Origin of the sequence: Rhodococcus sp. GXMU-t2271, assembly GCF_041414735.1 — a bacterium.
GTDB classification, from domain to species: Bacteria; Actinomycetota; Actinomycetes; order Mycobacteriales; family Mycobacteriaceae; genus Rhodococcus; species Rhodococcus indonesiensis.
Map to the genome: position 1 here is coordinate 1 of NZ_JAUIZP010000009.1, position 18974 is coordinate 18974.

Below are 18974 nucleotides of genomic sequence, written 5' to 3' on the forward strand. Positions count from 1 at the left end.
GTGCGGCCCCGGCGCGATCTCGCGTCGGGGCCGCACTGCTGTCCGGTGGGTGCGGGTAGCGTGAGATCGATCCCAGTCCTCCGCTGAAAGGCCCAGCCACGTGACCATCGCCGTGACCGGTTCCATCGCCACCGACCACCTCATGCGTTTCCCCGGACGCTTCGCCGAGCAGCTCGTCGCAGACCAGCTCAGCCACATCTCGCTCAGCTTCCTGGTCGACGACCTGGTGGTCCGCCGTGGCGGTGTGGGCGGCAACATCGCCTACGCGATGGGCGTGCTCGGCGGGGCGCCGGTGCTCGTCGGAGCGGTGGGCGCCGACTTCGCCGAGTACCGCGCGTGGCTCGAGGGCAACGGCGTCGACTGCAGCCCCGTGCACGTGTCGCAGACCGCGCACACCGCGCGCTTCGTGTGCACGACCGACGAGGCGATGGCCCAGATCGCGTCGTTTTACCCCGGCGCGATGTCCGAGGCCCGGGACATCTCCCTCGCCGAGGTGACCGGGACACACGGTGTCGACCTGGTCCTGATCGGCGCCAACGATCCGGAGGCGATGGCCCGGCACACCGACGAGTGCCGGCAGCTCGGTGTGCCGTTCGCGGCCGACCCGTCTCAGCAGCTCGCCCGTCTCAGCGGTGAGGAGTCTGCCCGGCTGATCGACGGCGCCGCCTACCTGTTCACCAACGAATACGAGTGGGGACTCCTGCAGCAGAAGACCGGCCTGACCGAGGCGCAGATCCGCGCCATGGTCGGATTGCGGGTCACCACGCTCGGCGGTAACGGTGTCGAGATCGTCGAACGGGACGGCCGCCGGACTCACGTGGGCGTCGTGCCCGAGCGGGCCAAGGTGGACCCCACCGGCGTCGGCGACGCGTTCCGGGCGGGATTCCTGCTGGGGCACCGGGCGGGCCTCTCCCTCGAGCGTGCCGCTCAGCTCGGCTCGCTCGTCGCGGTTCTGGTGCTCGAGACGACCGGCACCCAGGAATGGACCTTCGACCGCCCCGACGCGGTCAAGCGGCTGACGGTCGCGTACGGCCAGGACGCCGCGGACGAGATCGCCGCGATCCTCCCGTGACCGCCGGTGTGTCCTTTGGGCGGTGGGAGCCGCCCAAAGGACACACCGGCCGCGTAGCGGCCCTTACACCTCGACGGGGTACGCCGGCTCCTGGATCTCCGGCACGATGCGCTGCTCGACGAAGATGCCGTGCCAGATCATGAACACCAGCACCGTCCACAGCCGCCGGCTGTGATCGGTCCGGCCCTCGCGGTGTTCGTCGAGCATCCGGGCGACGGCCGCCTTGTCCAGCAGGTGCTCGGTGCCCGACTCGGCGATCACGTTGCGTGCCCAGTCGAACAGTTCGGTTCCGCGCAGCCAGTGCCGCAGCGGCACCGGGAAGCCGAGCTTCGCCCGGTGCAGCACGTGCGGCGGGACGATGCCCTCGAGGGCTCGACGCAGCGCGTACTTGGTGGTGTTCTTCGTGATCTTCTGATCCAGCGGTACCTGTGAGGCGACGCGGAAGACCTCCGGGTCGAGGAACGGCACTCGCAGTTCCAGCGAATTCGCCATCGTCATCTTGTCTGCCTTGACGAGGATGTCGCCGCGCAGCCAGGTGAACAGGTCGAGATGCTGCATCCGCGCGACAGGATCCCACCCGGCGGAGCGGGCGTAGATCGGCGCGGTGACGTCCTGGTGCGTCCACTCCGGACGGAAGTCGCGCAGCACGGCCCGCAGCTGTGCGTCGTTGAAGCTGCGGGCGTTGCCGTAGTACCGCTCCTCGAGCGTCATCGACCCGCGATGGAGCAGGCTCTTTCCGCGGGTGCCCTCGGGGATGCGCTCCGACAGCTTCCCGGCCGCACGCCGCATCGACTTCGGCAGGTACTCGAACGGCTTCAGCGACAGCGGCTCGCGGTAGATGGTGTAGCCGCCGAACAACTCGTCGGCGCCTTCCCCGGAGAGCACCACCTTCACGTGCTTGCGAGCTTCCTTGGCGACGAACCACAGGGGCACCAGCGCGGGATCGGCGACGGGGTCGTCCAGGTACCACACGATCTCGGGGATCGCGGCAGCGAACTCGGCAGGGGAGACGACCTTGACGACGTGGCGCGCGCCGATCGCGGCGGCGGATTCGGCGGCCACGTCGACCTCCGAGTAGCCCTCGCGCTCGAACCCGGTGGTGAACGTGATCAGGTTCGGGTTGTGCCGCATCGCGAGGGCCGCGACGGCCGTGGAGTCGATACCGCCGGACAGGAACGATCCCACCGTCACGTCGGCGCGCATGTGCTTGGCGACGGAGTCCTCGAGCGCCTCCGCGATCTCCCGGTAACGGTCGTCCTCCCGACCCGCGGCGAAGGGACGGACGGGGAACGTCGGCTCGAAGTACCGGGTGATCTCGGGGCGGCCGCCCGGCCGCACGCGGGCGAAGCACCCGGACTCGAGCCGCCGGATCTCCGCGTGCAGGGTTTCCGGTTCGGGCACGTACTGCAACACCGTGTAGTGCTCGACGGCCCGGGGATCGAGTCCGGTGCCGATCCCGATCACGTCGGCCAGCTCGAGCAGGCTTTTCTTCTCGCTGCCGAACGCGGTACCGCCGGTGCCCGTGGCGAGGAACAGCGGCTTGATGCCGAAGGGATCGCGGGCGAGGAACAACTCGCGCGTCTCGGTGTCCCAGACTGCGAACGCGAACATGCCGCGAAGCCGTCGCACCGCGTCGGCACCCCAGTGGTGGTACGCGGCGACGATGGCCTCGCTGTCGCCCTCGGTGGCGAACTGGGTCCCGTACTTCTCGGTCAGCTCGGCACGCAGCTCCAGATAGTTGTAGATCTCCCCGTTGAAAGTCAGGGCGTAGCGCTCCGGAGACTCCGGGGGTCCCCAGCGCAGCGGCTGGTGCGAGTGCGCGATGTCGATGATCGACAGCCGATTGAAGCCGTAGACCAGGTCACCGTCGTGCCAGGTGCCGTGCTCGTCGGGACCACGGTGGCGCAGGCAGTGCATCGCGGAGTCGACCTTGGCGACGGCGTCGTCGCTGGTGCCGTCAGTGGTCAGTAACCCGAGCAGTCCGCACACGGCGTCCGATACCTCATTCCGGTTGGGATGGATTCGGCCCCCGGGAATGTTGCCGCGGCAGGGACCGACGGTCTGCATGGCAGTATGCCGCAGCCCGGGGGTCGCGGCAGCCGGCGGCCGGGGTCGACCCGGTCGTGAGCAGCGGGCACGCGACGACGCGACACGTTGTGTGCGCCCCGGGGATGGATAGCAGCCGGGTTTGGTCTACGCTGCGTAGTAATTGGGTCTGCCCTCCGGGTGTGCCCTAGTGGAATTGCGGCGATCAGGAAGGCGTGAACGTGGCGCAAGGTCGGATCCTTCGGCGGTTCGGGCTGGCAGCATCTCTCGGTATTGCAGCCCTGCTGCTGACGGGATGCAGCAGCGAGGAAGTCCTGCGTTTCGGCTGGCCGGAGGGGATTACCCCGCAGGCCGAGCGTATGCGTGAGCTGTGGACGTGGTCGGTCGTCGCCGCCCTCGTCATGGGTGTGCTGGTATGGGGCCTGACCTTCTGGGTGGTCATCTTCCACCGCAAGAAGAAGGACTCGCCGGAGTTCCCGCGGCAGACGGCCTACAACGTGCCGCTCGAGCTGCTGTACACGGCTGTGCCGTTCGTCATCATCGCGGTGCTGTTCTACTTCACCGTGGTGGTGCAGAACTACGTCCTCGACAAGGAGGACAACCCGAACGTCGTCGTCGACGTCACGGCGTTCCAGTGGAACTGGAAGTTCGGCTACCGCACGATCGATCTCGGTGAGGGCACCGCGCGGTACGAGGGCACGGACGAGATCGCCCAGGCCGCGGTCGCGGGCGACGACGAGGAGCACGCCGGCGGCGAGCACGAGATCCCGGCCCCGATCCACGGTCAGGAGACCGAGGACCTGTCGTACCTGCACTACAACAAGATCGAGACGGTCGGCACCAGCAACGAGATCCCGGTCCTGGTCCTGCCGACCGACCGCCGGATCGAGTTCGTGCTCGCCTCCTCCGACGTGATCCACTCCTTCTGGGTGCCGGAATTCCTGTTCAAGCGGGACGTCAACCCGAACCCGCTGAACAACAGCTCCGATCCTGTCTTCCAGATCTCCGAGATCCAGGAGGAAGGCGCGTTCGTCGGCCGCTGCGCCGAGATGTGCGGCACCTACCACGCGATGATGAACTTCGAGGTCCGCGCGGTGAGCCCGGAGCGGTTCGCGGAGTACATCGAGCTCCGCAAGCCCGTCGAGGACGGTGGCCAGGGCCTGACCAACGCGCAGGCGCTCGAGCGTATCGGCGAGTCCCCGGTCGCGACGTCCACCACCCCGTTCAAGACCGATCGCACCGACCGGGCGGCCAGCGGCGTCGTCACCGCGGGCAACTGACCGGTAACCCTCCGACCAAGGACAAGCTGATATGAAGATCGAAGCCAAGCTCTTCGAAGTCGTGACGGTGTTCTTCGTGCTCGTCGCGATCGTCTACGGAGTGTTCACCGGACTGTCCCGCACGGGCATCGAGTGGGCCGGCCTCACGGCGATCGTGCTCTCGGCGGGCCTGACCCTCATCGTCGGCACGTACTTCCGGTTCGTGGCCCGTCGCCTCGACACCCGGCCGGAGGACTACGAGGAGGCCGAGATCAGCGACGGCGCCGGCGACCTGGGCTTCTTCAGCGCGGGCAGCTACTGGCCGATCCTGCTGGCCGGGGCGGCCGCCTTCGCCGCCATCTCGCTGGCCTTCTTCCAGCCGTGGCTGATCGTCCTCGCCGTGGTGCTCATCCTCGCTGCCGCGGCCGGCCTGGTGTTCGAGTACCACGTCGGACCCGAGAAGCACTGACCCACACGTAGACGCACGACACCGCGGGGCGGCCTCACGAGGAGGTCGCCCCGCGGTTTCTGTATTTCCGGGAGCGTCGTGCCGCGGACGACGGTCCGCTGCGGGAGGGGCATCGTGGCGACCGGCCCATGGCCCGGCCGCGGGGCACGGGACCGACACCGGCAGTGTCGCGGCGTGCAGCTGTCCCGGGTCGCGGCCCCGGCGCGCGCTGCCAGGGCGTCCGCGACGAACTCCGGTGACGAAGGCGTACACGGCCTTGTGCAGGACGTCGACCACGAGTTCCGAGCGTGGCCACGTCTGCGGCGGGGCACCGACCCCGGTGGCGTTCTCCAGGATCTGATCGTTGGTCAGCCGCAGGACCGTGAACTTCGCGGATGCCCACGGCCCTCGCAACCCCACCTCCGACATCACCGACCGCACGACTCCCAGCACGGCGCCCTGCCCGTAGTGCATGGCCCCAGTTCAGCAGCAGCGGCTGTCGCGTGGGAGCCTCCGGCAGCCCGGTGAGCCGTTCGAGGACGCGGGCCGGCACGTAGGAGTCGGGGCGCCCCGTCACCTGCCGCTCGGTCTTCTCGCCCAGTGTCATCACCGTCGCGCCGACTGCTCCGGCAACGAGACCTTCCGATACGACGTTTCTCGACATGACCGGTCGGGTACCCCAGTTTTCATCGCAAAACGGCCGAGCGTCCCGTCCCCGAGCGGGGCCTGAGCCCGGAGACGACGAAGCCATGACCAATCGGCCCCGACCGGCAGGCGCCGTCGAGCGTGACGACCGGACCGTAGCTCCTGCGCCCGTTCTCGTCCGACGGTCCGCTGTCAGTGGCGTCCTGCTCGGAGTGGCGTTCATGGCGGCGGTAGACGAGATCGTGTTCCACCAGATCCTCGGGTGGCACCACTTCTTCGACCGGTCCACGCCGGCGGTGGGCCTGCTCGCCGACGGGCTCCTCCACACCGCGGAACTGCTGTTGCTGGTGGCCGGGTTCGTGCTGTTCGCCGATCTACGCCGGCAGAACGCACTGGCGGTTCGTCGTTTCCGCGCGGCCGTGTTCCTCGGCGCGGGCGGCTTTAAGCTGTTCGACGGCATCGTCGACCACAAGGTGCTCCGTACCCATCAGATCCGCTACGACGTCGAGCTGCTGCCGTACGACCTCGCCTGGAACGGTTTCGCCCTGGTGCTCCTCGTCGTGGGCGCGGTCCTGATGATCCGGGCAGTCCGTGCGGACAGTCGACGGCGGTATGCGGTCACGGTATGCACGACCATTCGATGCTCGCTCCGGGTAGTCCGGGGCCTCTGCAACTGCTCGTGGTCGTCGCCGCCGTGACGATTGCCGGTGCCTACCTCGCCGCGTCGAGCCGGCTGCGGCGGCGCGGCGACCTCTGGTCGCGGACACGGGATGCGTCCTTCGTCGCCGGGTCTGCGATTGTCGCTGCCGCGACCGCGCCTCTGCCGGTGCCGGCCTTCACCGGCCACATGGGTGTCCACCTGGGTGCCGGGATGGTGGCCCCGGTGCTGCTCGTGCTCGCACGCCCCGTCACGCTCGCCTTGCGAACACTGCAGCCGGGTCCCGCGCGACGGGCGCTGGTGGCGGTAGCCCACTCGTCGCCCGTCGCGGTGCTCACAGCTCCGCCGGTGGCGGCCGTTCTCGATCTGGGCGGTCTGTGGCTGCTGTACCGCACCAGCCTGTTCGCGGTCATGCACCGCGATCCGCGGCTCCTCCCGGGGACCGGTGCCGACGCGACGCCGAGCGGGCGCCGGCGTGCCGGCACGTCCGGACGGTAGCCACCGGTTACCCCCGCACCCCGGACGTTCGCCGAGGCGGGGGAGCGGCCGGGGCTCCGATCCGCGCACACGCTCGGACGCTCGCGGGCTGTACGGGGACGCGTGCGAACGGCAGCGGTCCCGAACGGTAGAGGCCCCGAACGGCAGCGGCCCCGAACGGCAGCGGTCCCGAACGGCAGCGGTCCCGAACGGCAGAGGCCCCGAACCGCGTGCGGTTCGGGGCCTCAGCTTCGGACGGACGACGTCAGTGCGCCCGGCCGTCACCGTCCGTCGGCGTGCCGTGGACGCGCTCCTGGTACTCGCTCAGGATGGCGCGCTGCTCGACCTCCGCCTCGTGGTGCGCGGCCTCGAGGGCGGTCGCCTCCTCGGCCGGGTCCGCGCTCCACCAGCTGCCCGCGCCGGGCTTGCCGGCGGTGCCGAGCTTGTTCATGCGCTTGGGCACCGGAGCACCCTGGTACTCGAGCGGGATCGGATGTCCGTGCTCGTCCACCGGGCCGAGCGGCTGGTGGATCTCGATGTACTCGCCGTGCGGCAGGCGACGGACGATGCCCGTCTCGATGCCGTGCTCGAGCACCTGACGGTCGCTGCGCTGCAGGCCCAGGCAGAACCGGTAGGTCAGGTAGTAGGCGAGCGGCGGGCCGAGCAGGATGCCGATGCGGCCGATCCACGTCATCGCGTTCAACGAGATGTCGAACTTGTAGGCGATGATGTCGTTGATGCACATGATGGTCGCGATGGCGTAGAAGGTCAGGGCCATCGCGCCGATCGCGGTCCGGACCGGGACGTCCCGCGGACGCTGCAGCAGGTTGTGGTGCGCGTCGTCCTTGGTGAACTTCTTCTCGATCCACGGGTAGGCGATCAGCACCGCGAAGACCAGGCCCATGATCACCGCGATCCAGAACACCGCGGGGATCGTGTACCGGCCGAACAGGTAGATCTCCCAGGCCGGCCAGATCCGGGCCAGGCCGTCCGTCCACATCATGTAGATGTCCGGCTGCGAGCCGGCCGACACCTGCGACGGGTTGTACGGGCCGATGTTCCAGACCGGGTTGATCTGGAGCAGACCGCTCATCAGGGCCAGCACCGCGAAGGTGATGGCGAAGAACGCGCCGGACTTGACGGCGAACACCGGCAGAATCCGGACACCGACGACGTTCTGCTCGGTACGGCCGGGGCCGGGGAACTGCGTGTGCTTCTGGTACCAGACGAGCGCCAGGTGGGCTGCGATCAGGGCGAGGATGATGCCCGGAAGCAGCAGGACGTGCGCAACGTACAGGCGCGGGATGATGAGCATGCCCGGGAAGTCGCCGCCGAAGATCAGCCAGTGCATCCACGTGCCGATCACCGGGATGCTGATGGTGATACCGGACAGTGCGGCGCGAAGGCCGGTGCCGGAGAGCAGGTCGTCGGGCAGCGAGTAGCCGAAGAAGCCCTCGAACATCGCGAGGATCAGCAACAGCGAGCCGATCACCCAGTTCGCCTCGCGCGGACGGCGGAACGCGCCGGTGAAGAACACGCGCAGCAGGTGCACGATGATCGACGCGGCGAACATCAGCGCAGCCCAGTGGTGGATCTGCCGGACGAACAGACCGCCGCGCACCTCGAACGAGATGTCCAGGGTCGTCTCGTACGCGCGCGACATGGTGACGCCGCGCAGCGGGGTGTAAGCGCCGTCGTAGACGACGTGCGCGAGGGACGGATCGAAGAACAGCGTCAGGTACACGCCCGAGATCAGCAGGATCACGAAGCTGTACAGGGCGATCTCACCCAGGAGGAAGGACCAGTGGGTGGGGAACACCTTGTTGATCTGACGCCGCAGCCCGGCCGCCGGGTGATAGCGCGAGTCGATGTTCTCCGCCGCGTGGGCGGCGCGGGACGGTGTTGCAGTACTCACGGGCGACGCTCCCAAAATGCCGGACCGAGAGCCTCGATGAAGTCGCCGTTGGCGACGAGGAAGCCCTCTTCGTTCACTGTAATAGGCAGCTGCGGCAAAGCGCGAGCAGCAGGACCGAACAGGGGCTTGCCGTACTCCAGAGCATTGAACTGCGACTGGTGGCAGGGGCACAGGATGCGGTTGGTCTGCTGTTCGTACAGCGAGGTCGGGCAGCCCAGGTGGGTGCAGATCTTCGAGTAGGCGAAGTAGTCGCCGTAGTTGAAGCTCTCCTGGCCCTTGCGCTTGATCGCCTTCGCGGTGTCCTCGGTGCGCAGGCGGATCAGCATGACGGCATTGCGGATGCCGCGCAGGCCCTCGAGGAGGGCGTGCTCGTCACCGCGATCGGACTCGCGGAAGGGGAACACGGTCTCCATGCCGCCGGCGTCGAGGTCCTCCGGGCGGACCAGGACGATGTCGTTCACGCGGCCGGTGTCGCGGCGCAGGTAGATCGTCTCGCCCGGGTACCGGGGCGTCCAGCCCGAGACCCACAGCGGGGAGTCGTCACCTTCGGCCCAAGGGTTCTTGATCAGGCCGCCGAGCGGCATGATCAGGCCGAGGCCGAGGGCGCCGCCACCGAACAGCGCGGTGCGCTTGATCAGCTTGCGACGCGGCAGCGTGGAAGTGTCCAGCGAGTCCGAGAGCTCCGCGACGATCGTGCGCCGATCGACCTCCGAGGAGACGCCGTCGTGCCGATCCTGGATCGACACCTCTTCCGGGATGAACTTCTTGGTGAACTGCACCGCGCCGACGCCGACGCCGAGGATGGCCAGACCCAGGGTCAGGCCCAGCAGCGGCGTGTACAGGTTGTACAGCGAGTAGTTGTCCTCCCCGGGACCCTGGTACTCCCACGGCCAGAAGATGAACACCGCGATGAACGCGAGAGCCGACACACCCGCCAGCCCGAACCAGAAGGCGACGTTGCGTTCCGCGCGCTTCTCGGCGCGGGTACCCCCGACGGGCCAGCGGTCCTTGCGGAACGCCACGTCCACGCCGTCGAGGTTGGTGCCGAGCGCGACGAGATCGTCGCGGCTCATCTGATCGAGATTCTCGACCGTGTGCTTGTTCGGCGTTTCGCCGCCACTCATGACCTTGCTCCGATCCACAGTGCCGCACCCACGACGGCGACGATCCCGACCACCCACATCGTCGGGCCCTCGGATGCGGGGCCGAAGCCGCCCAGGCCGTATCCGCCGGGGCTCTGCGTCTCGCTGGACGCCTTGACGTAGGCGATGATGTCCTGCTTCTCCTCCAGCGTGAGCTGACGATCGGAGAACTTGGGCATGTTCTGCGGACCGGTCAGCATCGCGGTGTAGATCTGCTGCTCGTTCGCCGGGTCGAGGACGGGCGCGAACTTGCCGGACGACAGTGCGCCACCCCGGCCGGTGAAGTTGTGGCACGAGGCGCAGTTCTGGCGGAACAGTTCGCTGCCGCGCGCGATGTCGTCGCCGCGCAGCGAGGACTGCGCGATCTCACCGTTCTCGTCGCGGATGAGCGTGGGGCCGCCACCGTTGGCCTGGATGTAGGCGCCGAGGGCGTCCGTCTGGGCCGCGTCGAACTTCGGCGTCTTGCGCAGGGCCTGGGCCTCGTTGCGCATCATCGGCATGCGGCCGGTGGAGACCTGGAAGTACACGGCTGCCTCGCCGACACCGATCAGGCTCGGTCCGCGGTCCTGCACACCCTGCAGGTTGGCGCCGTGGCACGTGACGCAGGAGGTCTCGTAGAGCTGCTTGCCTTCGCGGATCAGTGCCGACTGGTCCTCGTTCGCCGTCGCCACCTGCGGCGCGGGGGTCAGCGCGGAGGCGAGGAAGCCCGCGCTGAGCAGGCCGAGGGCGAGCACCAGCGCACCGGTGACGCGGCGGCGCAGCTTGCGCTGACGGCGGGACTTGGCGGACGCGGCCGCGGACTGACCGGGCATGTCACCCTCGGAAGCGAGAGGTGGGGATGAACTCATCTGTATCCCTTTGGTATGTCGGGACGGACTGGACGTCAGGGGGCTGCCTGGGCGTTCAGCTGGCTAACGGATGAAATAAATCGTGGCAAACAGCGCAATCCACACGATGTCGACGAAGTGCCAGTAGTAGGAGACGACGATCGCTGCGGTGGCCTGCGCCGGCGTGAACTTGCTGACCCTCGTGCGTACGAGGAGGAACACGAAGGCGATGAGACCGCCGATGACGTGGAGGCCGTGGAATCCGGTCGTGATGTAGAAGACCGACCCCCAGACCATGCTCGAGATCGTCACGCCTTCCGCGACCAGCTGGCTGTACTCGAAGCCCTGGCCGAGCACGAAGAACGTGCCCATGAGCAGGGTGATGATGTACCACCGGCGGAGGCCGAACACGTCGCCGCGTTCGGCGGCGAACACACCCATCTGGCAGGTGAAGGAGGAGGCGATCAGCACGAGGGTGACCGGCACCGCCAGCGCCAGATTGAGATGCACAGGCTCCGGCGGCCAGTTGCCGTCGGCCTGCGCCCGGGCCACGAAGTACATGGCGAAGAGCCCTGCGAAAAACATGAGCTCACTGGACAACCACACGATGGTGCCGACGCTGACCAGATTGGGCCGGTTCAGCGAGTGCACGCGCTGGGTGATTGCAGTTCCTGAAGTCCCTACTGCGCTCGTCACGTTCGCAAGTATGACTGTTCGTAGTAACTCTTGGACACTCGGGGCTGAAATCGGCGCGTCTTTGCTGGTGACCGGCCTGTGAGTCCCCGTTTCGGGGGGTCGTCGCGCCCCGTCGCCGAGCATGGGATCGTGGTGCGATGAGCAGTGGTGCAGGGGTCTGGAGCCGAGTCCTCCGGGTGTTCTCACGCAAGCGTCCGGAGCCGCTCGATCCGGCGCGGCCGGACCTGGTGGTGGTGGTCTCGTCCTTCGACGACGTCGAGGCCTGTTCGACCGCCCTCGAGCGGGGCTCGGCGGCGGAACCGGGGTGGTCCCCGGAGGCGGAGGCCGTGCTGCGCCATCACCTCGAACTGCCGGCGGATTCGGTGGAGCAGGCGATCGCCCTGTGTGCACAGGACGGGTACGCCCCCGCCCAGCCCGCGCACCCGGCCGGGACCGGCCTCGAGGCCGTCCTGCTGCAGCGGGTGCAGGTCCTCGATGCGCTGCACTGTTCGCAGGAACGGTCACGGATGGCCTCTCTCGCCCAGCGCCTCGGCGGCACCGCGCTGGGGTGGGACGCCCTGCAGCCGGCGACGGGCGCTGACTAAGCTCCTCCGTGCGCCGCCGACGACGGCGTCGGACACAAGGAGCGAGATGCGGCGAGGGCAGGTGCGATGAACGCTGGACTACAGGCGGATGCGGTGGCCCGGAGCTGGCCGGCGGTCCTCGGTGCGCTCACCGCCGGACGCGACCTCGCCCGGGCGGAGGCCCAGTGGGCGATGGACGAGATCATGTCCGACAACGCCACGGCCGCGCAGATCGCCGCCTTCGGCGTCGCGCTGAAGATGAAGGGGGAGACCCCCGAGGAACTGCTCGGCCTCGCCGACTCGATGCTCGCCCATGCGCGCCTGGTGCCGGTGGACGACGACGTCGTCGACATCGTGGGCACCGGAGGGGACCGGGCGAACACGGTCAACATCTCCACCATGGCGTCGCTGGTGGTGGCTGCGTGCGGGATCCGGGTCGTCAAGCACGGCAACCGGGCGGCGTCGTCGAAGAGCGGCGGCGCGGACGTGCTCGAAGCGCTGGGCGTGCACATCGATCTCGGTCCCGAGGCCGTCGCGGCGTCGGTCGCCGAGGCCGGTATCGGGTTCTGTTTCGCACCCGTCTACCACCCCGCGCTCCGGTTCGCGGCCGCCCCGCGCAAGCAGATCGGAATTCCCACGGTGTTCAACGTGCTCGGGCCGTTGACCAACCCGGCCCGGCCCCGCGCCGGGCTGATCGGATGCGCGTTCCCGGAGCTGATCGGCACCGTCGCCGGGGTCCTCGCCGAGCGGGGCAACTCGGCTCTCGTCGTGCGGGGGGACGACGGCCTGGACGAACTGACCACGTCCACGACGTCGACGGTGTACGTCGTCCGGGACGGCAACGTGAGCACCGTGAGCCTCGACCCCACCGACCTGGGCGTCGCCCGGGTGCCGCTCGAAGCGCTGCGCGGCGGCGACGCCGCCGACAATGCCGCGATCGCGCGGGCGGTCCTCGCCGGCGAGCACGGGCCGGTGCGCGACGCGGTCCTGCTCAACGCCGCCGGGGCGATCGCCGCCTTCCGGGGGTTCGAAGGGTCGCTCGCCAGTGCCCTGGCAGCGGGGATGCAGACGGCCGCCGAGGCGCTGGACTCGGGCGCTGCGGCGGCGGTCCTTGCCCGCTGGGCCGAAGTGACCACCCGGCTCGCCGCCGGATCGCGGTGACCACCCGGCTCGCCGGCGCGAGGTGAACGCGGGACGGGCGGGGCTCCGTCCTATTCGCCGATCGAGAACCCGGCCTCGACATCGGCGCTCGAGTACGACTGGAAGGCGATGTGCGTCGCCGTCTTGGCCACGCCCTCGAGCTTGTTGATCCCGCGGGTGACGACCTCGGCGATCTCCTCGTGGTCCCGCACCCGCAGCAACGCGATCAGGTCGATGTCACCGGCGCACGAGTACACCTTGTCGACACCGGCCAGATCGGCGACCGCCTGAGCGGTCTCCGGAATCCGGTGGGCGTCGGCGTGGATCAGGACGATGGCGTGGATCATGGGCTCTCCTCGACTGCCGGGAACGGACGTGCGGGCGAGCACTCAGCGTAGGGGGTGCGCGACGGGGACCGGTTCGGCCCCGGCACGTGCCGTCCGGGCGCGTTCGCCCCATTGCGCCCAGGCGCCGGCGCCGCGGAGCGGCTCCGACCAGCCCTGGGTGGTTCGGACGATGCGGACGCCGTCGTCGTGGAGCCAGCGGACCAGTAGTCCGAGTTCCTCGACGAGTGCACCCCGCAGCGGGGCGGTCGTCGGTCGCACCGTCTCGGCTGCCGCGACGATCGCGTCGACCACGGGCATCGGCGGGACGCCGCGTGGAGCGACTCCCGCCCCCGCGAGCCGGCCCGCCCGGATCACCGCGAACTCCCAGCCGCCCTCTGCCCGCCGGCGGGCAGCGATCAGCTCGTCCACCGCCGCGAGAGCGGCCAGGCGCTGCGTCCGGCGCAGTGCGAGCACGGCGTCGGCCGTGCGGTCGCGCAACCTGGCCGCGCTCTCGAACAGTTCGGCGGCGCCGAGGTGTTCGATGCCTCGGCGCATCCGATGCAGCGGCTCGTCGTCCTCTCCGCGGAGCAGGGCGCGGGCGAGGTCCACTTGCCGTGCGTACTCGGCGGGGGTCTGCAGTCCGGCGGCTGCCGCGGCGCAGGCTCCGACGGCGTCCGGCGGGCAGTGCTCGCCGTGTCGCTTCGTGCGGGGTATGCGGCGGGTGCAGGTCCGCAGGTGGCAGAACTCGGCGACGGTCGTGGCCACGGCGACGGCGTCGGCCCGCGAGGAGAACGGACCGACGGCGTCGACCGTGGGGCCGCCGACCGGATGCGGTGGAGCCGCGGCGGGCGTCCGCACGACGGACAGCCGGGGGAACGCCTCGTCGGTGAGGGTGATCCACCAGCCCCGCGCGGGGAACTTGGAGCGGCGGTTGTAGGGCGGAGCGTGCGCGGCCAGCAGTCTCAGCTCCCGCACCCCGGCCTCGAGTGCATGAGCGCATTCGACGTGGTCGATCCGGGTGGTGAGCGCCACCATCTCCTTCAACCGGGGCCGGGTCTCGGAACCCGTGAAGTAGTTGCGCACGCGGCGGCGCAGGTCCACGGCCGTACCGATGTACAGCACCTCGTCGGAGGGCCCGCGGAACAGGTACACGCCGGGCCGTCGCGGCAGGTGTGCCGCGAGGGCCCGCTTGGCGCGTTGCTCCGCGGTGACCGCCGGCAGGTAGTCCCGCAGTTCGGTGAGGCTGTGGACACCCTGGTTCCCGACGCGCTCGATGAGCGCGTGCAGGACGTCGACGGTGGCCCGGGCGTCGTCGAGCGCGCGGTGCGTGGGCGTGGTGGACACGCGGAACAACTCGGCGAGGGCGGACAGTCGCACGGACGGGGCCTCGTCCCGGCCGAGCACGCGGCGCGCGAGCTTGACCGTGCACAGCACCGTGAACCGTGGCCACGCGACTTCGGTGCGGGACGCCGCGGCCCGCAGGAAGCCGACGTCGAAGCCCGCGTTGTGCGCGACGAGCACGGCCCCTGCGGCGAACTCGAGGAACGACGGCAGGACCTGCTCGATCCGGGGCGCGGAACACACCATGGCGGTGGTGATGCCGGTGAGCTGGACGATGTTCGGCGGGATCGACCGGCCCGGGTCGACGAGCGTGGCGAACTCACCGAGTACTTCACCGCCGCGGATCTTGACCGCGCCGATCTCCGTGATGGCGTCGTCCGTGGAGCTGCCGCCGGTGGTCTCGAGGTCGACGACGACGAACAGCGTCTCCCGCAACGGCGTGTCCAGTTCGTCGAACCCGAGCTGCACCCCGACGGCAGGGTCGGGTCGTCGGGGCACGGTCACGTCGTCAGGGTAGGAGCCGGGTCCGACACCGCGGGGAGTGGGATCCGGCACCAACCGGAGGGAAAAAGAGGGTCGGAGGCCCGGACCCGGCTCGACGAGACGAGGATCACATCGTCGATCACCCGTGTGGGTGTGGGCGCCGCCCCGACGGGGTAGCGACCCGGGTGGCACGGTGGGGCGTGTCGCCGCGACGGGCGGTGTCGCAGGCGTCCTCGCCGCGGAGATCGCCCGCGGGACCTGCGACGACGTGTCAGCGGGCCGGTGGCGGGCCCCGGGGCGTGCCGGCCACCGCCGCCGGGGCCGCCGCCCTCGAACCGACCGTTACGTTTCCGTGATCGCGCGGCCGGGGTCGTGCGGCCCGAATCGGGCATATCTGTCAATCTGCGGCCCATGAAGCGTCGAAGCTCGACATCCTCCGATGCGATTTCGTAATCTTTTCGAGACCAAGCGGTGAGGATGTCGAACCACCAGAGGGGAGACGCCGCTCGGTCACCGCCTAATCGGCGCATCCACAGCGGGTGCCCGAGCCGGGGACCCACGTTGTCCTCTGGGGTGAATCCCCTCCGACCGTCACCGCGGAACGAGGGGTAGGGCTGATCTTCCCAGCCCGAACCCGTCAGCTAACTCGGTCGGCGGACGAACGGAAGAAATGGAGCAAACCCCTCGTGGCGTCTCAGATTTCCAAGCGCACCGTCCGGCGCGCTGTCGTTGCCGGTGCCCTCGCTCTCGGTGCGGTCACCGTCTCGGCCGGTCCCGCCCTCGCGGAGCCGATCACCATTCCCGGCGTCGGCTCGTTCGACCTGCCGGCCGGCGTGACCCTTCCGCCGGAGGTCACCAACCTCGTCCCGCCGGCCCCGCAGGGTGCCGCACCGGCTCCGGCCGCGCCCTTCAGCGCGCCGGTGACCTCGGTTGCCCAGCGCGCCGTGGACGCAGCCCACAGCAAGCTCGGCGCCCCCTACGTCTACGGCGCCGCCGGTCCTGATGCCTTCGACTGCTCCGGACTGGTGCAGTGGGCCTACAAGCAGGCCGGTCTGAACCTGCCGCGCACCAGTTACGACCAGGCCTCCGCCGGCCGGGCCGTGGACGTCTCCGCCCTGCAGCCCGGCGACGTCGTGTCGTTCTACGGCGGTGGCCACTCCGGCATCTACATCGGCAACGGCAACGTCATCCACGCGTCGACCTCGGGTCAGCCCGTGAAGATCGCTCCGATGAACTCGATGCCGGTCGACGGGGCCCGCCGCTACTGAGCGACGACTCCACGACTGTCACGCAGTGCAGCGGGGGCGGACCGGTCGACGCCGGTCCGCCCCCGCTGGCGCTCCGGGGCCGCACTGCCCGGCGCAGCCGGAGCTACCGGCGGGTAGACACGACCCGGAGCCCTTCCGTAACCTGATCGAGATTTTTCGGGTAACGGGTGCGCAACGTCGAACGAAAGGACCTGGTCCCGTGGTGGTGGACTGGACGAAACCGTCGCTTCGGGCGCTGGTGATCGGGGTGCTCCTCGCGGTGTTCTCGGTGGCCGCCCCGGCCGGCGCCGACCCGGTGGGGGAGAGCCCCACCGCCGCACTGGAGCGGCTGGCCGAGCTGTCACGCAAGTCCGAGCAGACCACCGAGGCGCTGCACAACGCCGGAATCGACCTCGACGCGAAGGTCGAGGCCCAGCGCGCCGCCGACGCGGCTCTGACGCGCGACCGGGAGGTGCTGGCCGCCGCGGAAGCGGAACTCGCCGTCTTCCGGCCCACGGTGGACAAGCTCGCCGTCGCCAACTATCGCGGCGCCCGCACCAACCGGTTGTTCGCTCTGATGGTCAGCGAGTCGCCCCAGCAGCTGCTCGACCAGATGGCGGCGCTCGACGTCATCGCCCACCAGACCGCCGACCAGGTCGCGGGATTCCGCACCGCGTCGGCCGCGGCCGCGGAGGCTGCGCTGGCCTCCCAGCGCTCGGCCGACCAGGCGCGCGCCGCCGCCGAGCAGGCCCAGGTCGTGCGGGACGAACTGCAGCGGCAGCAGAGCGAACTCGAGGCCCGGATCGACGAGGTGCTCGCCGCGTTCGCCGACCTGAGCGCCGAGGAGAAGGCCACCCTCGCCGGCACCCCGTTCCCCCCGGGATTCGATGCCGAGAAGATCCTGTCGAGCCTGGCCCCCGGCAGCGGCAGCGGTGCCCTGCAAGCCGGCATGACCCGGATCGGCAGCCCGTACAGCTGGGGTGCCGCCGGTCCCTCCGAGTTCGACTGCTCCGGTCTGGTGGTGTGGGCCTACAAGCAGATCGGCAAGGACCTGCCGCGGTCGAGTCAGGCCCAGGCGCAGGGGGGCACCCCCGTCCCGCGCGATCAGCTCCGACCCGGCGACGTCGTGACCTTCTACGACGACGCCTCGCACGTGGGGCTGTACGCGGGTAACGGCAACGTCCTGCACGCCTCCACCTACGGAGTGCCGGTCAAGGTCGCCCCGATGGACCGGATGCCGTTCCACAACGCCCGCCGGTACTGACGTCCGCCGCGCCGCCCCCGCGGCGCCGTCGTGGGCGCGACCTACACTGGCCGCCGTGCCCGCGCCCGATTCGTCGCCCCGCCCCCCTGGCAGCCGCCGGTGGGAGCGGCTCGGCGTCGCCGGACTGGTCGTCGCGGTCCTGGCCGTCGGCCTCTCGCTCGCGTTCACGCCCGACGACGGCCCGGCGGAACCGGGCTCGCACCGGGCCGTGCAGGAACTGCTCGACACATGGTCCCGGGCCGTGCGCACCGCCGACCCGGCGGTACTCGCCACCGTCGTGGATCCCCGCGCCCGCCCGGGACTGCTCGACGCGGAGGTCCGCCGCGCGGAGGCCCTCGCCGCGTTGCCGCTGGCGGACTTCGCCTACGAGCTCGGTCCGGACCTCGGCACCGACGTCCCCGACGACCTGGCGGCCCGGCTCGGCGCCGACGAGGCCCGTGCCCTCACCGTCCTGCTGCGCTACGCCGTCGAAGGGATCGACGACGAACCGACGCGCAAGCCCGTGACGGTGGTCCTCGCCCGCCGGGGGGAGCAGTGGCACCTCGTCGACGACCGCCCGCTGCCGGGCGCGGAAACCACCACCTGGCGGGGGCCGTGGGACTACGGCCCACTCGAGGTCCGGGCCGTGGACACCGGAGCCGGGAGCCGGTCCCTCGTCGTGGGCCATCCCGGGCACTCGTCCCTCGTCGCCGACATCGCCGCCGAACTCGCCGCCGCCGTCGAGGCCGTGGACGCCGTGTGGGGAACCGGATGGCCCCGCCGCGCCCTCGTGCTCGTCACCGCCTCGCACGACGAGTTCACCGCCCAGGTCGGCAGCCGCTACAACGGCGCGGACATCGCTGCCGTCGCGGTGTCCGACGCCGTCGATCACGAGCGGGGCGAGACCACCGGTCAGCGCATCGTCTTCAGTCCCGCCGCGGAGCAGCGGCTGGACCGGGCGGGCCTGCGGGCGATCCTGCGTCACGAACTCACCCACGTCGCGGCGCGCACCGACACCGTCGACGGGTCTCCGCTGTGGATCCTCGAAGGCTATGCCGACTACGTCGGCTACCGCGGCACCGGCGGCGATCTCGCCGCGATCGCGCCCACCCTCGCCGCCGTGGTCGCCGAGCGCGGGGCGCCGACCACGCTGCCCGCGGACGCCGACTTCGCCGGCGACGGCGCGCGCCTGGCGTACGAGAGCGCATGGTCGATCGCGGCGTTCGTCGCCGAGGAGTTCGGCAGCGAGCGGCTCACCGCGCTGTACCGGCGGCTGGCCGCCGGGCCTGCCGACCCCCGGGAACTCGACGCCGCCGTCGGCGACGTGCTCGGTGTGGACGTGGAGCAGCTCGTCGACCGATGGCGGGGCCGGCTCGAAACGCAGGTGCCGGCACCCGTCGGCTGACCCGCCGCCGGGGCCGCCCGCAGCACCGCCTACGGTGAGCG

At 70.1% G+C, this 18974-nt stretch carries 17 protein-coding genes and 1 riboswitch; of the genes, 10 read left to right on the plus strand and 7 right to left on the minus strand.

The window, feature by feature from the left end; genetic code table 11:
* The first annotated feature begins 100 nt into the window (after window positions 1–100).
* The gene (locus QYS60_RS04235; RefSeq protein WP_289380583.1) at window positions 101–1072 is read left to right on the plus strand and encodes a carbohydrate kinase family protein; all 972 of its coding nucleotides are present in this window, start codon (window positions 101–103) and stop codon (window positions 1070–1072) included.
* A 63-nt stretch (window positions 1073–1135) separates the two neighbouring features.
* Here QYS60_RS04235 and asnB read toward each other — a convergent pair whose 3' ends face one another.
* The gene (gene asnB, locus QYS60_RS04240) at window positions 1136–3061 is read right to left on the minus strand and encodes an asparagine synthase (glutamine-hydrolyzing) (protein ID WP_371382516.1); all 1926 of its coding nucleotides are present in this window, start codon (window positions 3059–3061) and stop codon (window positions 1136–1138) included.
* Between the two features lie 272 nt (window positions 3062–3333).
* On the opposite strand from asnB, the gene QYS60_RS04245 reads away from it, so the two are divergent.
* The 4 genes from QYS60_RS04245 to QYS60_RS04260 all read left to right on the plus strand — a co-directional run bounded on the left by QYS60_RS04245 (window position 3334) and on the right by QYS60_RS04260 (window position 6626).
* Window positions 3334–4398 carry a cytochrome c oxidase subunit II gene (locus QYS60_RS04245; protein WP_152975473.1) on the plus strand — a complete coding sequence of 355 codons (1065 nt, stop codon included), beginning with the start codon at window positions 3334–3336 and terminating at the stop codon, window positions 4396–4398.
* Between the two features lie 31 nt (window positions 4399–4429).
* On the plus strand, window positions 4430–4846 hold the full coding sequence (locus QYS60_RS04250; RefSeq protein WP_003934113.1) for a cytochrome c oxidase subunit 4: 417 nt from the start codon (window positions 4430–4432) through the stop codon (window positions 4844–4846).
* 728 nt (window positions 4847–5574) lie between these two features.
* Complete coding sequence (locus QYS60_RS04255) at window positions 5575–6168, plus strand: DUF2243 domain-containing protein (RefSeq protein WP_371382517.1); 594 nt, start codon at window positions 5575–5577, stop codon at window positions 6166–6168.
* The gene (locus tag QYS60_RS04260) at window positions 6096–6626 is read left to right on the plus strand and encodes a cytochrome c oxidase assembly protein (RefSeq protein WP_371382518.1); all 531 of its coding nucleotides are present in this window, start codon (window positions 6096–6098) and stop codon (window positions 6624–6626) included. Before QYS60_RS04255 ends, QYS60_RS04260 begins: the two co-directional genes overlap by 73 nt.
* 244 nt (window positions 6627–6870) lie before the next feature.
* On the opposite strand, the gene QYS60_RS04265 is transcribed toward QYS60_RS04260, so the two are convergent.
* The 4 genes from QYS60_RS04265 to QYS60_RS04280 all read right to left on the minus strand — a co-directional run bounded on the left by QYS60_RS04265 (window position 6871) and on the right by QYS60_RS04280 (window position 11185).
* Window positions 6871–8520 (minus strand): cytochrome bc complex cytochrome b subunit, encoded by a 1650-nt coding sequence (locus tag QYS60_RS04265; RefSeq protein ID WP_040780775.1) that lies wholly within the window; start codon window positions 8518–8520, stop codon window positions 6871–6873.
* Entirely contained in the window at window positions 8517–9644 is a 1128-nt protein-coding gene (locus QYS60_RS04270; RefSeq protein ID WP_003934118.1) for a ubiquinol-cytochrome c reductase iron-sulfur subunit, read from the minus strand. The genes QYS60_RS04265 and QYS60_RS04270 overlap by 4 nt, the downstream gene beginning before the upstream one ends.
* Window positions 9641–10510, minus strand: coding sequence for a c-type cytochrome (locus QYS60_RS04275; protein WP_040780777.1), 870 nt, complete (start codon window positions 10508–10510; stop codon window positions 9641–9643). Before QYS60_RS04275 ends, QYS60_RS04270 begins: the two co-directional genes overlap by 4 nt.
* Before the next feature lie 63 nt (window positions 10511–10573).
* Window positions 10574–11185: a heme-copper oxidase subunit III gene (locus QYS60_RS04280; RefSeq protein ID WP_003934121.1), complete on the minus strand. Its 612-nt coding sequence runs from the start codon at window positions 11183–11185 to the stop codon at window positions 10574–10576.
* Window positions 11186–11322: 137 nt separating this feature from the next.
* Here QYS60_RS04280 and QYS60_RS04285 point away from each other — a divergent pair, with 137 nt between their 5' ends.
* Together QYS60_RS04285 and trpD are read left to right on the plus strand one after the other, a co-directional pair.
* The gene (locus tag QYS60_RS04285; RefSeq protein ID WP_052033882.1) at window positions 11323–11769 is read left to right on the plus strand and encodes a hypothetical protein; all 447 of its coding nucleotides are present in this window, start codon (window positions 11323–11325) and stop codon (window positions 11767–11769) included.
* A gap of 66 nt (window positions 11770–11835) precedes the next feature.
* Window positions 11836–12909 (plus strand): anthranilate phosphoribosyltransferase, encoded by a 1074-nt coding sequence (gene trpD, locus QYS60_RS04290; protein ID WP_200863096.1) that lies wholly within the window; start codon window positions 11836–11838, stop codon window positions 12907–12909.
* A gap of 50 nt (window positions 12910–12959) precedes the next feature.
* On the opposite strand, the gene QYS60_RS04295 is transcribed toward trpD, so the two are convergent.
* Complete coding sequence (locus QYS60_RS04295) at window positions 12960–13235, minus strand: Lrp/AsnC family transcriptional regulator (protein ID WP_003934124.1); 276 nt, start codon at window positions 13233–13235, stop codon at window positions 12960–12962.
* A 42-nt stretch (window positions 13236–13277) separates the two neighbouring features.
* Window positions 13278–15053, minus strand: a complete 1776-nt coding sequence (locus QYS60_RS04300; RefSeq protein WP_371382567.1) for a DEDD exonuclease domain-containing protein — start codon at window positions 15051–15053, stop codon at window positions 13278–13280.
* Between the two features lie 489 nt (window positions 15054–15542).
* A riboswitch (cyclic di-AMP (ydaO/yuaA leader) is annotated at window positions 15543–15710 on the plus strand.
* A 14-nt stretch (window positions 15711–15724) separates the two neighbouring features.
* Between QYS60_RS04300 and QYS60_RS04305 the strand changes: the two genes are divergently transcribed.
* The 3 genes from QYS60_RS04305 to QYS60_RS04315 all read left to right on the plus strand — a co-directional run bounded on the left by QYS60_RS04305 (window position 15725) and on the right by QYS60_RS04315 (window position 18933).
* A complete protein-coding gene (locus QYS60_RS04305; protein WP_003934126.1) occupies window positions 15725–16306 on the plus strand; it encodes a C40 family peptidase in 582 nt (193 codons plus the stop codon).
* 199 nt (window positions 16307–16505) lie between these two features.
* Window positions 16506–17549: an NlpC/P60 family protein gene (locus QYS60_RS04310; protein ID WP_371382519.1), complete on the plus strand. Its 1044-nt coding sequence runs from the start codon at window positions 16506–16508 to the stop codon at window positions 17547–17549.
* Window positions 17550–17604: 55 nt separating this feature from the next.
* Window positions 17605–18933, plus strand: coding sequence for a hypothetical protein (locus QYS60_RS04315; RefSeq protein WP_371382520.1), 1329 nt, complete (start codon window positions 17605–17607; stop codon window positions 18931–18933).
* Window positions 18934–18974 lie beyond the last annotated feature (41 nt).

Bases quoted from the DNA above. Each gene is read 5' to 3' on its own strand.
- QYS60_RS04250 (WP_003934113.1), top strand. From the start codon at position 4,430: ATGAAGATCGAAGCCAAGCTCTTCGAAGTCGTGACGGTGTTCTTCGTG.
- QYS60_RS04255 (WP_371382517.1), top strand. From the start codon at position 5,575: ATGACCAATCGGCCCCGACCGGCAGGCGCCGTCGAGCGTGACGACCGG.
- QYS60_RS04260 (WP_371382518.1), top strand. From the start codon at position 6,096: ATGCACGACCATTCGATGCTCGCTCCGGGTAGTCCGGGGCCTCTGCAA.
- QYS60_RS04270 (WP_003934118.1), bottom strand. From the start codon at position 9,644: ATGAGTGGCGGCGAAACGCCGAACAAGCACACGGTCGAGAATCTCGAT.
- QYS60_RS04275 (WP_040780777.1), bottom strand. From the start codon at position 10,510: ATGAGTTCATCCCCACCTCTCGCTTCCGAGGGTGACATGCCCGGTCAG.
- QYS60_RS04285 (WP_052033882.1), top strand. From the start codon at position 11,323: ATGAGCAGTGGTGCAGGGGTCTGGAGCCGAGTCCTCCGGGTGTTCTCA.
- trpD (WP_200863096.1), top strand. From the start codon at position 11,836: ATGAACGCTGGACTACAGGCGGATGCGGTGGCCCGGAGCTGGCCGGCG.
- QYS60_RS04295 (WP_003934124.1), bottom strand. From the start codon at position 13,235: ATGATCCACGCCATCGTCCTGATCCACGCCGACGCCCACCGGATTCCG.